At 37.5% G+C, this 14,538-nt stretch carries 16 protein-coding genes; 8 read left to right on the forward strand and 8 right to left on the reverse strand.

What is annotated here, in order from left to right:
- The first annotated feature begins 26 nt into the window (after positions 1-26).
- Entirely contained in the window at positions 27-2,468 is a 2,442-nt protein-coding gene (locus IB67_RS04910; protein ID WP_434223561.1) for a SpoIID/LytB domain-containing protein, read from the forward strand.
- A 21-nt stretch (positions 2,469-2,489) separates the two neighbouring features.
- On the opposite strand, the gene IB67_RS04915 is transcribed toward IB67_RS04910, so the two are convergent.
- From IB67_RS04915 to acpP, 8 genes are all read right to left on the reverse strand, one after another.
- A complete protein-coding gene (locus tag IB67_RS04915; RefSeq protein ID WP_072758160.1) occupies positions 2,490-3,347 on the reverse strand; it encodes a GNAT family N-acetyltransferase in 858 nt (285 codons plus the stop codon).
- A gap of 39 nt (positions 3,348-3,386) precedes the next feature.
- Complete coding sequence (locus tag IB67_RS04920) at positions 3,387-3,707, reverse strand: L7Ae/L30e/S12e/Gadd45 family ribosomal protein (RefSeq protein ID WP_072758163.1); 321 nt, start codon at positions 3,705-3,707, stop codon at positions 3,387-3,389.
- 37 nt (positions 3,708-3,744) lie between these two features.
- Positions 3,745-4,527, reverse strand: a complete 783-nt coding sequence (gene folE2 / locus IB67_RS04925) for a GTP cyclohydrolase FolE2 (RefSeq protein WP_339744809.1) — start codon at positions 4,525-4,527, stop codon at positions 3,745-3,747.
- Between the two features lie 44 nt (positions 4,528-4,571).
- Positions 4,572-5,105 carry a tetratricopeptide repeat protein gene (locus IB67_RS04930; RefSeq protein ID WP_434223560.1) on the reverse strand — a complete coding sequence of 178 codons (534 nt, stop codon included), beginning with the start codon at positions 5,103-5,105 and terminating at the stop codon, positions 4,572-4,574.
- Complete coding sequence (locus IB67_RS04935) at positions 5,102-6,589, reverse strand: HD-GYP domain-containing protein (protein ID WP_434223559.1); 1,488 nt, start codon at positions 6,587-6,589, stop codon at positions 5,102-5,104. Before IB67_RS04935 ends, IB67_RS04930 begins: the two co-directional genes overlap by 4 nt.
- On the reverse strand, positions 6,586-7,515 hold the full coding sequence (locus IB67_RS04940; RefSeq protein ID WP_498875502.1) for an ABC transporter substrate-binding protein: 930 nt from the start codon (positions 7,513-7,515) through the stop codon (positions 6,586-6,588). Before IB67_RS04940 ends, IB67_RS04935 begins: the two co-directional genes overlap by 4 nt.
- Positions 7,516-7,550: 35 nt before the next feature.
- A complete protein-coding gene (locus IB67_RS04945) occupies positions 7,551-8,237 on the reverse strand; it encodes a glycerophosphodiester phosphodiesterase family protein (RefSeq protein ID WP_434223557.1) in 687 nt (228 codons plus the stop codon).
- 145 nt (positions 8,238-8,382) lie between these two features.
- A complete protein-coding gene (gene acpP / locus IB67_RS04950) occupies positions 8,383-8,616 on the reverse strand; it encodes an acyl carrier protein (protein WP_072758175.1) in 234 nt (77 codons plus the stop codon).
- 210 nt (positions 8,617-8,826) lie between these two features.
- On the opposite strand from acpP, the gene IB67_RS04955 reads away from it, so the two are divergent.
- From IB67_RS04955 to IB67_RS04985, 7 genes are read left to right on the forward strand one after another with little or no spacing between them, the layout of a single operon-like run.
- Positions 8,827-9,675 (forward strand): DegV family protein, encoded by an 849-nt coding sequence (locus tag IB67_RS04955; RefSeq protein ID WP_072758177.1) that lies wholly within the window; start codon positions 8,827-8,829, stop codon positions 9,673-9,675.
- Between the two features lie 36 nt (positions 9,676-9,711).
- Positions 9,712-10,941 carry a beta-ketoacyl-ACP synthase II gene (fabF, locus tag IB67_RS04960; RefSeq protein WP_072758180.1) on the forward strand — a complete coding sequence of 410 codons (1,230 nt, stop codon included), beginning with the start codon at positions 9,712-9,714 and terminating at the stop codon, positions 10,939-10,941.
- 7 nt (positions 10,942-10,948) lie between these two features.
- Positions 10,949-11,392 carry a 3-hydroxyacyl-ACP dehydratase FabZ gene (gene fabZ, locus IB67_RS04965; protein WP_072758320.1) on the forward strand — a complete coding sequence of 148 codons (444 nt, stop codon included), beginning with the start codon at positions 10,949-10,951 and terminating at the stop codon, positions 11,390-11,392.
- A 2-nt stretch (positions 11,393-11,394) separates the two neighbouring features.
- Complete coding sequence (gene fabK / locus IB67_RS04970; protein ID WP_072758322.1) at positions 11,395-12,378, forward strand: enoyl-[acyl-carrier-protein] reductase FabK; 984 nt, start codon at positions 11,395-11,397, stop codon at positions 12,376-12,378.
- On the forward strand, positions 12,378-13,274 hold the full coding sequence (gene fabD / locus IB67_RS04975; protein WP_072758324.1) for an ACP S-malonyltransferase: 897 nt from the start codon (positions 12,378-12,380) through the stop codon (positions 13,272-13,274). Before fabK ends, fabD begins: the two co-directional genes overlap by 1 nt.
- Entirely contained in the window at positions 13,264-13,818 is a 555-nt protein-coding gene (locus IB67_RS04980) for a biotin transporter BioY (protein ID WP_072758182.1), read from the forward strand. Before fabD ends, IB67_RS04980 begins: the two co-directional genes overlap by 11 nt.
- Positions 13,805-14,503 (forward strand): beta-ketoacyl-ACP reductase, encoded by a 699-nt coding sequence (locus tag IB67_RS04985; protein WP_072758184.1) that lies wholly within the window; start codon positions 13,805-13,807, stop codon positions 14,501-14,503. The genes IB67_RS04980 and IB67_RS04985 overlap by 14 nt, the downstream gene beginning before the upstream one ends.
- The last annotated feature ends 35 nt before the right edge of the window (positions 14,504-14,538 follow it).

Raw genomic sequence — 14,538 nt, forward strand, 5'->3', positions numbered from 1 at the left:
ACTCATAATATTCACGGGGTGATAGTTTGAAAGTATTGCCTGGTTTACTCACGGTCCTTTTTCTAACATTCTTGATGTCAGTTTTTGGACAGACTTTTGCCTCTAATAATTTTACGATCAACATAGAAATTAGGTTCCCTGATAATATCTTTTTCGACTCGTCCCCAGATTTGGAAAACGACTTTGCTGCGGAGATAGTTTTCGAAGCTCCTAATGGAATGAGAATGTTATTTCCATCACATAGCCTCATTAACAGCTTTTCAGTTTCTAATCCAGGTCATTATAGAGTATTTGTTGATGTGTTTTATAAGAGCAAAAGGTATTTCACTGGAAATGGTGAAACATACGTTGGATGGGATAAACCAGATAGCTTCTTAGTTGTAAATCTAAAGCCCATTACCTCAAAACTTTTAATTACATTCAAGATGGACCAAAAGAGTGAATACTTTAAGGGTAAAGTTATATATTTGGAGAATGTGATCAGCAAAGAGCTCACAACGTTTAGTCAACTAAATGAAGAAGAACCAATAAACTTGGAGCTTCTTCCGAGCAATTATGAAATCGGTATTGCAAAAAACGATGGTTCGCTTACTAAGTTGGTCAACTATCCTATGGCACTTCAACCCGGTGAATTCTCAGCAATAATGATGAAAGTTGATACAAAGAAAAACAGTATAATTTTAGAAAAAAATGTTGCTCGCCTGTCAAAAGTAATCTCATTTGATTCAGAGGCAAAGAGGATATGCTTCGAACTAGAAGGAGATTTTAAGCTGTCAAAAGATGTAAAAGTGGTTGGGTATGAAAAATCAAATTGGGCTAATGTTCTCTACCCTGGTGTGAAAAACTTGATCGTTGAATTTTCAGGCGATCGCATATCACGAATTCTTTCCTTTGAGAATGATTTTCCAAAAAGAGTGAGAGTTCTTGTTAGCTCGAGGATTAATTCAGTTGGTGGTATAGTTTCAAATAAATTCAGCGATTTACTAATAGAACTTAACGGAATTTATGATTTGTATTCAGGGGTAGGTAATAACTTAGTGCGTCTTCTTTCACTGGTAGGAAATAGAAAAGTTATGTTGTATAAGAATAATGACTTTGTATACATTGAAACAGAAAGTGGAATATTCGGACCGTTTATAGATGGAACAAGGTTTTATTTGAAAAGTAAGAATTCTGATTCGTATGTTCTACTCGTTCAGAGAAGCAGAAACAAGTATTATGGCGATTTTGAAATACTGGCCACAACACAAGGTGGATTTTATTTGATAAACGATGTAGAAATAGAACAGTACCTCTATTCCGTTGTCTCAAGCGAAATGCCCTCGACTTATCATTTAGAAGCTCTTAAAGCTCAAGCAGTAGTTGCCAGAACATACGTTATAGACAAGATTCTTTCTGATCGAAGGTATACAAAAATTGGTGCAAACATTGACGATTCAATAAATTTCCAAGCCTACAACACACAAAAAACAAACGAAAAAGCAGTAAGTGCTGTAAAATTAACCAGCGGAGAGCTAATGCTCTACAACTCTAAACCTGCATCGACATTTTACTATGCTGTTTCAGGTGGCGTAAACTTCGATGTTAAGGATGTCTTCAAAATGTCGGTACCATATCTGAAATCGAAAATCAACGGTACAAATATGGCAAGCATCTATTTTTTAGATGATGAACAAAGTATTCTGAATTTTTTGAAAAACTGGGATAGACAATCACTGAGCGAGATTGGCTTTGTTGAAGTCGAGAACGGATTTTTTAGATGGAAAGTTGAGTTTTCTCCACAAGAACTGTACGAGCGTTTAAGTAATCTGAAAGTAAAGTCAGTGTCAATGAAGAATTCTCAGTCTACAAGAGATAATACTCGCACCCTGCTTTATAGCGTGTTAGACTTGTCGAAAAAATTAGATGAAAAATATTGGAGTAATAATCCTGTTATTGTTGAAAACACTGATTTAAAAATTGAGGAAGCGGAAATTTTATCTTTGCGAGAGGAGCAAGGAATTAACTGTTTACAATATTCTAAGAATAATGCTCCCGTAGAAGTTACTGAGGAAGGAGTTACTGAAGAGGATAAGGAAAATGAAGAGAAAATTACAGACATATATATAAGCAAAAGAACTAATGGAAGATACGTGGAAGAACTCACTGTAGAGACGGCAGACAGCATATATAAACTTTCCGAAGCTGACGTTAGAAAACTTTTTGATATTTCAGGAAAGAAAATCACTTTACTTAATGGGATACAACGTGATGACTTTTCTTCATTCCCCAGCAAATTCTACTCCATTGATGTAATTAGGGACAGTGAACTAAACATTAATTCTGTAGTCATCTATGGCGGTGGGTTTGGACACGGCATTGGTTTGAGTCAAGTTGCCGCAAATGCATTTGCCAAAAAATACGGCTGGACATATCAACAGATATTAGAGTATTTCTATAGTGGCACAAAGCTTATAAAAGTTTACTAAGTCAATCTAAGTGAATTGCTACTAGAGTTTCCTGAACATTTCGTATTGAGTTAATACTATGTTAAATTTATTTTCTAAGAGAGCCTGATGCAACTTGTCATCTTCCGCAACAGAAACAACAGATATCAAATGAGCATTTGTATTTTGGAGAATATAGTCAACCGAGATATTAATGATAGATGACCAGTCCAAATCTTCTGAAGATTTCGGGGCACAATCTACAATGTAAGCACTGTTATCTTCATTCTTGCCCCATACTAAGTATCCTTCGACATTTTTAAAGTGCAATCGTACAAGGTTATATCTTCCGTCAGAAAGTAGGAGCGTAATTGGCTCACGCTGCCAATTTACTTTCCGTGGGATATTTATCTCGTTAGAGATAGCTATGGAATAGACAAGCCTATTATCAGCGGTAAATGAAGAGTATTTGATTGTCGATGGTTGAGGATTATTCAAAACGAAAGTATTTAGATTACGCACTTTTCGGAATCCGTTCTTGTCGTAAAAACGTACGGCTCGTTCATCTGAAGATGCAACCTCAAGGAATATACTATCTATATTTTTGGTTTTCAAATGCCTGAAAGCATGCTTCAGAATTTGCTCGGCTAAACCTTTTCCTCGCTCATTAGTGACTACTCCCATCGCGTCAATCCTTGCCTTGCTTCCTCGAACAGCAGTTAGTATGAAACCAAGCGGTTCATTGCCACGCAGAAAGATGAACGAATCAGCAAAAGATATGGAGTTTTCGCGTGCGTCCATTTTGAAAGATAAAACGTTCCAATTTATTGGAACTACATAATCAGCAAAGATTCTGTTTACTAACTCAACAAAATCTATCAAAGGGTATTCTGCTAACGTTACAACTCTCGTTTCAGTCATATAAACACCCCCTTGGAAGTTAAAGAACCTCGGTTAACATTATTTGTCTTTCAGAACGGTTTTGATTGCTCTTACCAAATTTTCGTCCTCAATCCCAAGAACCGATATTTCCTTCTTTCCAACAGCCTTTGCCAAAGTCTTCTTATCAAACACTTCAAAATAATCAACGTTGTTAATATCGCATCTTATTATAATATCCTTCTTAACCCTCTCACCTGCATCCTTCGCTATGATTAATAGTTTATCCTTAATTTTTGGGTTATTTAGATATTCTTTTATCATATCTTTTCCAAACACTATCTTATTTGCCTTTGCAGCGAATCCCAAGTAACTCAGTACTCTAATAAGTTTTTCTTCCATTGTTTCACCTCAATGAGATAATCGTTCAATAATGATTCTAAATATGAATTTCGTCACTCATAACACAGGCGTATGCGTTATGCAAATGAATTGATTCAAAACTTTCAACTTCAACTTTGTACCATCTTATTTTATCATATCTTTTAAGTTCAAGTGCAACATCTCTTGCTACATCTTCAACAAACTTAGGATTGTCATAAGCGTGTTCAGTTACATACTTTTCATCTGGTCGTTTTAGCAAAGTGTATAGGGGCGAACTTGCGTTTCTCTCCACAATTTCAATTATCTCTTCAAACCACACCATTTCCTTGCTTTCAAATGTGACTGTGCAGAAAGCTCTTTGATTGTGGGCTCCACGCTCACTGATTTCTTTAGAGCACGGGCATAAAGTGTGTATTGGAACTCTAACGCTTGAAAGAAAGTTAAAAGACTCATCGTACATTTCTGCTTCAAATGAACACTCGTATTCAAGATAACTTTCACTCCTGGACACAGGAGCCTGTTTTCTGAGAAAGTACGGGAAAGATATTTCGATAACGGATCTTTTGGCATGTAGAACTTCCTTTAATCTGGAAAGTATCTCTCTAATTCTTTTTGGATTAATTTCAAGATGGTACTCATTTAAGACCTCGATGAATCTACTCATGTGCGTGCCTCTATATCTCTTTGGAAGATCAACACACATATTTACAGTAGCAACCGTCGACTGAGAACCATTTGTCTTGTCCAGAACAACTACGGGGTATCTTACACCTTTAACGCCAACCCTTCTTAGATAGACATTTCTACTATCATGTTGACTTTGAACATCTTTGAGCATCGTCCAGACCTCCGAGAAAAGGAATTAAGGATTTTAGAAGGAGACTAATATGAAGTTGATAGTTTATTCAAAGCTTCTTCGACTCGTTTTTTCATGTCTCCAATCGATATTTCTCTGAGCAACATCAAAGCCTCTTTTCTGTATATTGAATATTGGAAATTATCTATAAACGATGACAGGAAAAGCTTTGCACTTTCAATTTCTCCAATTTTGTAAAGTGACATTCCAAGGTAAAAGTATATCTCATCAGCCCAAGGGTTTTCCTCGTCTTTGATGGTTCTCAATATGTCAGCCGATTCTGAATAATTACCATTTCTGTAAGCGCTCTTGGCATTATCTATTTTTGTTCGTATAGACGTTATTTTTTGTTTTGAAACCAGATTTACCAGATCTTTCAAGTCATTTTCAGAAACGAACTTTTCAAAGTTTTGATCATTATTTACGTAAAGTTCGTATGCTTTGACTACCCTTTTTGTCTGCTCTAACTCATTTGATATTTTCAGACTATGAGAATAACTTATTATAAACAATACAGCAAATATAGTTAAAAGGATTAAACTAAATCTCTCTACTTTCATACGCGCATCTCTCCGGGTAAGTTATCTTTATCCTCGAATTTGCATGATTCTCCAGGATTATTTAAAGGAATATCAGAATTTGAAAAGTGTTCAAGAACGGTTTCCCTGAATACATTAAATAGCTCAGGATCGAACTTGGTACCAACCATGGTTTGCATAAGTTCTAAGGCTTCTGATGGAGTCAATGCCTTTCTATACGGTCTGTCTTCGGTAAGAGCTATATAAACGTCAACAAGTGCTACAATTTGAGCTCTGAGGCTTAGCGTATTCTTTGAAAGACCGTCAGGATATCCGCTACCATCTACATTTTCATGATGATGCCTGACTATATCCGCTACGAGCTCCCAACCTGGAATCTGTAAGACGACACGTTCTCCTAATATTGTATGCTCTTTCATAACTTCGAACTCTTCTAAACTTAGCTTTCCGGGTTTTAGAAGAATTCTATCGGGTATTCCAATCTTTCCAACATCGTGCAATATTGCACCGTACTTTATTGCGTTGAGTTCCTCAGGGTCAACAATTCCGAGCCTTGAGGCAACTGATAAAGAAAGCTGCATAACCTTCCTTGAATGTTCACCTGTGCCAATGTCTTTAAGCTCCACCGTTTCTGCCAAAGTATTAATAAGTAGAAAATTTCTTTCTTCTAAAGCGGATTGCATTTCTTCAATTTGAGACATTGTATTCTCAAGTTCTTCTGTTGTCGATTTATACCCTTCAATTGCTTCAACATATCTTGAAAACAAGTTTTCCAAAGCTTGCTGTATCTTTCTCAGAGGTTCATGTTCAGTTTCAATTGGTTTATATTCTACATGTTCGCCAGTTTCTACACGCATAATCATATCGTTAATTATTGTCTCCAGAGCTTCTGTGGCTCTCTCCAAATCTCTTTGTTTATTCCGATGAATTCGGTTGATCGAGAGAAATGCAATCAGAGGTACGAACCCCCAAAGAGCCATGACGGAGGCTCTAAAGAATGTGATTTCGGTTGTCGGAATGATTGAAATATCGAATTTTGAATTTGTTGTTGCTGACTGCTTGAAAAATCTTGGAATCGTGTTGTTCTCCAATGCACCAATCAAGCCATAATTGTTTGAGTAAACAATTTTTCCGTCTAATGAAATAGTTACGGTATAGTCATCTGAAGGGAAGACGATGGCCGAAAAAGGTATTTCTATGAGTATCAATTTATCGCTTTCCTTCGTCACGTATTTTAGAGAATATTCTTTAGTCGAAATACCAGGCAAATAACTGTTCGGACCCATTTTAAGATAATTTGAATAATCGTAATCGTTTATCTTAAAATCGTTCGAAAGTTCAGTAATTATGCCTATTCTATTTTCTATGTGCTTGTCAATTGTGATCGCGAAATTCTTGAGATATACCGATGAGTAATTCAAAACCGAAGAAAAGTATAAGTAAGTCGAAAACAAAAAAACTATTAAAGAGAGAACAAAGATAATTATGGCGTATTTTGCTTTCACTCTGAATATACCTCCTTGAACTGTCCTTCTATCACTTTGTAAAGACCTATTTTTTGACTTATTCCATACGGTGTAAAGTATAAATATCCTTCTTTGGTATTTATGATTGATCTACTTAAAAACCTTTTCATCTGCTCAATCGATAAAAACCTATGATCCGTCAATAATCTCTCACATTCTTCTATTAGCTCTGTCTCCGTGTTTCGAACGCTTAAAGAAGGAACTACTGCATATGTATTTACAACAACACTCACTCCTAAAGAGAGGAACTCAGGAGTGAAAGCTGCCTCACTTACTATTATTCTTACATCGTCATCTTTTGTCCTAATATATTTCACGATTTTAGCAGATTCTGTGCCTATAGTCGTTAATATAACCGCATCAAATTGGCTAGTCTCAACTGAAAAAAGGGAACTTATATCATCGTAATAAACGTAGTTGCCTGCAAACACGTTCAGTAAGCTCTTAAATTCATCAGCATACTCTCTATTATTATTGTCCAGAACAAGCAATATACGGTTGACCTCGAATAGTTTAAGATACTTCTTAAATGCATCTATTATTTGCAAATTGCTTGGAGTGAAAGAATAAAAATAACCTGAATTCAAGAGCTTCGTAGAGGAAATTGTTGGAGAGATCGAAAGCATTTTGTATTTCTTTAAATATGGCAATATTTTCATTCCATCTGTTGACATTGATGGGCCTATAACAAACTTAATTCCGAGTCTGGAAAAATACTGAAATGCTTTATCGACGTTTCCCAAAATGTTAAAAGTCACAAGATTTAGCGTTGTCTTTTTCTCACTGAGATAATCATCAGCATTCGTAATTGGATTATAAACATATCCAACAGTTTTAGAAGAATAATTAAACCATGTGTAGACGACAAGGAACATTAAAACTAAAACTAAAAATAGTTTTTTCATATTTTTAGACACCCCACATGGTTATAGATTATTGATTAGATAAAAAGCCTGACATCATCGGTTATCACATAATCTATTAAATCAAAAATATCTCTAATTACATCCTTTGAATTTACGGTCCAGAATACAATCTTTATGCCAAGTTCTTTAAGTTCATTCAGTATACTTTTCAGCCTTTCAGGATACTGCATATAACCTTGAATAGGAAGGTGTACGCTGTATGTATTAGTTTTGAATAACTGTAATATTTCTTCGTCACTCATTGAAAGGTGGCGATCATCAAAAAGATATCCGAACTTGAGAGTTGGATACTTTTGCTTTAGTTCCGAAATAAGAGTATGGTTAAACGAACTGTATATTATTTCTCCCTGATAAAGCTCTTCACACATCTTTAATGCAATTTCGCCAGCCTCGTATTCTTTCAGCTCTATATTCAAGCACTTGCCATCAGGAGCTGCCTTTAGAAACTCTTCTAACGTAGGGATGGTTAGTCCATCACAAGAATGTTCTTTTAGCTCAGCTAAAGTTAAATCATGAACTTTAAGATCGCTTCCATCAAAAGTTGAAAGATTATCATCGTGAATCAATACAGGAACACCGTCTCTTGTTAGTCTAACGTCCGTCTCGATACCGTCTGCTCCAAGATCAATCGCCTTTAAAAGCGAGGCGAGAGTGTTTTCCTTAACCAAAGTTGGAATTCCTCTGTGACCAAGAATATACATTATCTCATCTCCTATTGAAGGGTTACAAAAAAATTATATCAGAATTTTATTCCTAATCCAAACACAAATTTAAGAATTCTTGTAACAAATGAAAAAAGGTCTTGGGCAAACCCAAGACCTCTATTGAACTTATCTACTTTTCAAATCAAATTCGCAACTTTATGGCGTCCACTACATCTTTAACCGTTTTAATCTTTGATAAGTCTTGGTCACTGATTTTTACACCGAACTCATCTTCAAAAGCCATAACTAAGTCCACTATGTCTAAGGAATCTGCTCCTAAATCTTCAGTCAAACTCTTTTCCAGTTTAACGTCTGACGCATCAACACCAAGTTGTTCAGCGATGATTTCACATACCTTGCTTTCAAGTTCTTCCATATTATATACCCCCTTCTACTTCTTAAGACTTTTAGTTTCCAAATTCAATACGTTGTGACTCCTCACCAACGCAAATTAATATACCATATAAAATGTTTGTTGTCAACAACTATTTTTATGTATAGCAAAAAAATTAAACTTGACTAATTTTGTTGATGTTGATATAATTTGTTTGAGCTTCAGCTAGCTATCTTTTGAGAGGTGAGTAAAATGGTAACTTTCATCACTGACACTGGTTGTGATATTCCTAAGGCTTTGAATCTGCCTTATGAAGTCGAGTATTTGCCACTAAGGGTATTTTTGAAAAATCAAGAATACGATGACAAAGTGACAATAACACCTGAAGAACTTTATAATGATGAGCTAAAAGGTGAACTCGCGAGTACTTCTCTACCAAGGCCGGAGATTATCGAAAAAAGAATAAAAGGTGCTGCTGAGAAGAGTGAGTATGTATATGTAATAACCATATCTGCAAAACTTAGTAACACGCACGACCTTATAAAGAATATAGTCAATTCGCTAAATCTGAAGAATGTAAAGGTCTTAGATTCAAAAACCGCTTCAATAAAGCAAGCATATGTCCTCTTAAAGGCTATGGAGTATGTTCAGAAACGAGACAATCTTACGCAGGCTGTTATAGACAGTATAGTTTCCAATAGCCTTCTTGTGTTTTATGTGCCAACTTTGGAATATCTCTATAAAGGAGGACGAATAGGTAAAGCAAAAGCGCTTTTGGGAAAAGTTCTGAATATAAAACCAATTCTCACGACAGATAATGAAGGCGAAGTCAGCACACTTGCAACAGCTCGTTCTGTAGAACTTGCAATATCGTCGATGGCTAATCTTGCTAAGAATTTTGTTCAGAGCAAAGGGTTGGAAAATTCTTATTCTATTGTAGGCGGCTACACGATCGGTTCCACAAAGGTTAATTTAGAAAGGCTGCTTAGTAATTTCTCTACTTCAAGTGTGATCGGCTCTTCAACAATAGGTTCAGCGATAGCTGCTCACGTTGGTCCTGAGGCGTTCGGGTTGGTTATAGGCGAAAGGATAGAGTTATAACGACTAATCTTTACAATGCAGTGGAGGTGTTTGAAATTGAGAAAGGTCGTCATAACAGGTATGGGGGTTGTGTCTCCTTTGGGAAATAGTATTAGAGAATTCTCCCGGAATCTTAGAGGTATGGAGATTGGTATTGATCGTATAACGTCATTTGATGCTTCGCACCTTCCTGTCCAGATAGCAGCTGAAATTAAAGATTTCAAACCAGAAGAATATATGGACAAAAAGCTTGTAAAAAGGCTCGATAGGTACTCACAATTCGCTTTGGCAGCGGCAAGACAAGCAGTTGAGATGAGTGGACTAACGTTCAACGGCATTGAAGATCGAGTTGGCGTTTTGATATCTTCAGGTATGGGTGGATTTCTAACTCTATCTGAACAGAACGAGGTATTGCGAGAAAAAGGACCGGATAGGGTTAGCCCATTTTTGATACCGATGATCTTAATAAACATGGCAAGCGGCGTTGTAGCTATGGAATTTGGATTAAAAGGTCCTAACTTTGCACCTGTTAGTGCGTGTGCAACCTCTGTTCACTCGATAGCCATAGGTTCTATGCTGATAAGACATGGATATGCTGACGTAGTGTTAGTCGGTGGCACAGAAGCCACTATTGCACCACTTCCAATAGCTGGTTTTGCATCTATGCGGGCTCTTTCAACAAGAAATAATGAACCCAAGAAGGCTTCGAGACCATTTGACAAAAACAGAGATGGTTTTGTGATGGGAGAAGGTGCAGGCGTTTTAGTCTTAGAAGCCGAGGAGTTTGCAATCAAGAGAGGTGCCAGAATAATAGCCGAAGTTAAAGGTTTTGCGATGAACGATGACGCACATCATTTCAGTGCACCTGATCCAGAAGCCAATGGTTCATCTAAGGTGATGAAAGCTGCCATAAATGATGCGACACTCAAACCAGAAGATATAGATTTTGTTAACTGCCATGCTACGAGTACACCAGCAGGTGATGAGGTTGAACTTAAAGCAATAGAGAAAGTTTTTGGTGAACATGTAAAAAATATCTATGTCAATGCAACAAAGACACTCACTGGTCATTTGCTCGGAGCAGCCGGTGCTGTTGAAACGATAGGTGCGATAATTCAGATGAACGAGGGATTTGTACACGGCATGCCCAACCTTGAAGAACTTGATGGACCTGAATATTTCAATATTCCACGTGAAACAGTCAAAGCAAACATAAGAAACTTTGTCAAAAATTCTTTCGGTTTTGGTGGTCATAACGCTTCCGTGGTGGTGGGAAAATATGTCTAACATCTCAATGAAGAGGGAAGACATAATGAATATTTTACCACACAGAGAACCTATACTTTTGGTTGACGAAGTTATGGAAAAAGGTGAAGATTATATTATAGCCAAGAAGTACATTACAGCTAATGAACCTGTTTTGAAAGGGCATTTTCCTGATTATCCTATATATCCTGGCGTCTATATCATCGAAGGTCTTGCACAAAGTGCTGGACTTCTCTTACTTAAACCAGACTTATCAAACACCGTTCCGTTGTTTTTGGGTATCGACGAAGCAAGATTTAAGAAAGAAGTAAGGCCAGAGTGTGAGCTTGTTTACAATGTAAAACTCCTTGAACAAAAAGGTCCAATAACATTTGTTGAAGGAAAAGCGCTTGTAAATGGGCAAATTGTAGCGAAAGCGAGATTAATGCTTGGCGTTAAGGAGAATAACAACGGTGGGGTTGATGCTGTATGAAGATGAACAGAGTGTGCGAATTACTGAATATTGAATATCCAATCATCATGGGTGGAATGTCTTGGGCAGGAACGCCAGTCCTTGCAGCTGCTGTGTCAAACGCAGGTGGACTTGGAATAATCGGTTCCGGTGCGATGAAGAGGGAACATTTGAAAGAAGCGATTGACAAAATCAGAGCGCTCACAGATAGACCTTTTGGTGTCAATATTATACTTGTCTCACCATATGCCGACGAACTTGTTGATTTGGTCATTGAGGAGAAAGTACCAGTCGTAACTTTTGGAGCTGGAAACCCTGGTAAGTACATGTCAAAGCTTAAGGAAGCTGGCACTAAAGTAATACCAGTGGTAGCTTCCGACAATATGGCAAAGATGATGGAACGCATCGGAGCTGATGCTGTTATAGCGGAAGGTATGGAATCTGGAGGACACATTGGGGAGGTCACCACACTTGTACTTGTCAATGCAGTGTGCAAGGCTGTTAAAATCCCTGTAATAGCCGCGGGTGGAATTGCAGATGGTAGAGCAATGGCAGCCATGTTCGCTCTTGGAGCTGAAGGGATACAGATGGGAACAAGGTTCATTGCAACTGTTGAAGCAGACACTCACGAAAATTTTAAGAAGCTTATACTCAAATCTTCAATACGCGATACTGTTGTAACTGGAGCAGCACTCGGTCATCCGGCAAGAGTTATAGAAACCAGATTTGCAAAAAAGGTAAAAGAATTGGAAACTAAGAGTTTGCAGGAGGCGGAAGAAGTCTTAGTTGGAAGCTTAAGAAAAGCTGTCGTAGATGGTAATATCGACGAAGGCTCGTTTATGGCAGGGCAGTGTGTAGGCTTAATAACCGAGATAAAGACTGTAAAAGAAGTAATTGAAGATATCATCATTGAATTCCACAGAGCAATTGAAGATTTGATTGAGAAATCTCGTCTTGTAAGTAATTCAAAGGGCTTTAATGATGAAAAAGTGGGGGTGAAAATATGATAAGGGCATTCATATTCCCTGGCCAAGGTTCTCAATACAGTGGTATGGCTAGTGACTTTTCCAAATATGAATCTTGGGACGAATACGCTCAAAAAGCAAATGAAGTATTAGGCTTTTCTATCACAGAAATCATGGATGGTGACGAGGAAACTCTTAAACTTACAGAAAATGCCCAGCCTGCAATATATCTTGCAAGTTATGTTGCATATGTTGAGATCTTTAAGAAAGGTATAGAACCTGAATACGTGGCTGGACACAGTCTTGGCGAGTACACAGCACTTGCTGCCGCTGGTGTTTATGACTTCGAAACGGGCATATATTTAGTTAGAAAGAGGGGCGAGTATATATCGCAAGCTATCGAACCAGGTAAAGGAAGTATGGCTGCTGTTATCGGTGTATCTGCTGAAGAGCTTGAAGAACTTGTGAAAAAATATGAAGGATTATACATCGCAAATTACAATTCGAATGAACAGACCGTAGTTAGTGGAAAAGCAGAGAGTATTAAATCTTTTGTGATTAATTTAACAGAACAAGGAAAGAGAGCAATGGAATTAAAGGTTTCTGGTCCATTCCATACACCATACCTTGATAGCGCAAGGGAGAAGATGGCAAAGGAAATTGAGCATATAAAATTTAATAAGCCAAAATATCCGATAGTTATGAACAGTGTTGCAAAAGAAATCTCAGATCCGCATCAGATAAAACACTATGTCTTAGAGCAAATAAGTGGACCAGTTTATTGGAAACAATCGATCGACAGAATGTTGGAACTTGGTGTCGAAGAGTTCATTGAGCTCGGACCTAAGAACGTGTTGTCATCAATGCTTAAGAAAGCTAAGTTTAATGCCAAACACTTCACAGCTGTTGTTCAGGAGGGGGTCTTGGATGGCAAATAATTACAGATATACACAAAATAAATCGGAAAGGACTCTTCGGCTTGGGTTCATACCACTTTTTACAGCTTTGACAGCAGTTGGTGCACAGATTTCACTCCCTATTGGTAGTGTTCCGATTACGCTACAAATGCTATTTGTCTTCCTAACAGGTTTTCTACTTGAGCCAATCGACGCTTTTGTATCTATGGCACTATACTTAGTACTTGGAGCAAGTGGTATACCTGTTTTTGCAAATTTTTCAGCAGGATTATCACATCTTGTTGGTCCAACCGCAGGGTACCTTTGGGCATTTCCTATCTCGGCATTGTTGATAGCAAATTTGAGAAGGAAACTGGGCAATATTTTTGCAGGGTTCGTAGGATTATCGATAGTCTATTTTCACGGTTGGTTAGTTCTTGGAATGTATCTGAAGAACTTCAGTAAGGCTTTTTTAGTCGGTGTAGTTCCGTTTGCGTTAATCGATGCAGTCAAATTAGCTCTTGCGATATACGCAGCTCAAAAGATTGAAAAAGTATTAGGAGGAAGCGTGTATGGGAAAGCTTGATGGAAAAGTTGCTATAGTGACGGGGGCATCTGGCGGGATAGGTAGGGCAATTGCTAAGGAACTATCAGACGAAGGCGCTGTGGTGATTGGTTTCAACTACGCTCCAACAGGCGCTGATAATGAGTATGTTGTTGATATAACGGACCGAAAAAGTGTTGAAAATGCGGTCCATGATGTGATTCAGAAGTTCGGAAGGATTGATATGTTAATCAACAACGCTGGTATTACTAAGGATAATCTTACTTATAGAATGAGCTATGAAGACTGGGATAGCGTCATCAACACAAACCTGACTGGTGCTTTCAACTTGGTTAAATCATGCATAAGAGATATCGTTAAAAATCAAGGAGTTATTATCAACGTTTCGTCAGTAGTTGGACTGGAAGGTAATATAGGTCAAGCAAACTATTCAGCATCTAAAGCGGGACTGATTGGGCTGACAAAATCTCTGGCTAAAGAATTTGGAAGAAAGAACGTCCGGGTTAATGCAATAGCACCAGGATTCATTGAGACTCCAATGACCGAGAAATTACCAGAAGAGATAAAAAAAGCAGCGATAGAGAAGATATCGATGAGAAGATTTGGAAAACCGGAAGAAGTCGCAAAAGTAGTTAGATTTCTTGTTGCAGAAGCAACATATATAAATGGTCAAGTAATAGTGATTGATGGCGGTATGGAATTGTAATTTCAGTTGCTTAAAACTGAAATACTCCTCCTCTC

This window comes from Fervidobacterium riparium (genome assembly GCF_025370035.1).
Lineage (GTDB): Bacteria > Thermotogota > Thermotogae > Thermotogales > Fervidobacteriaceae > Fervidobacterium > Fervidobacterium gondwanense.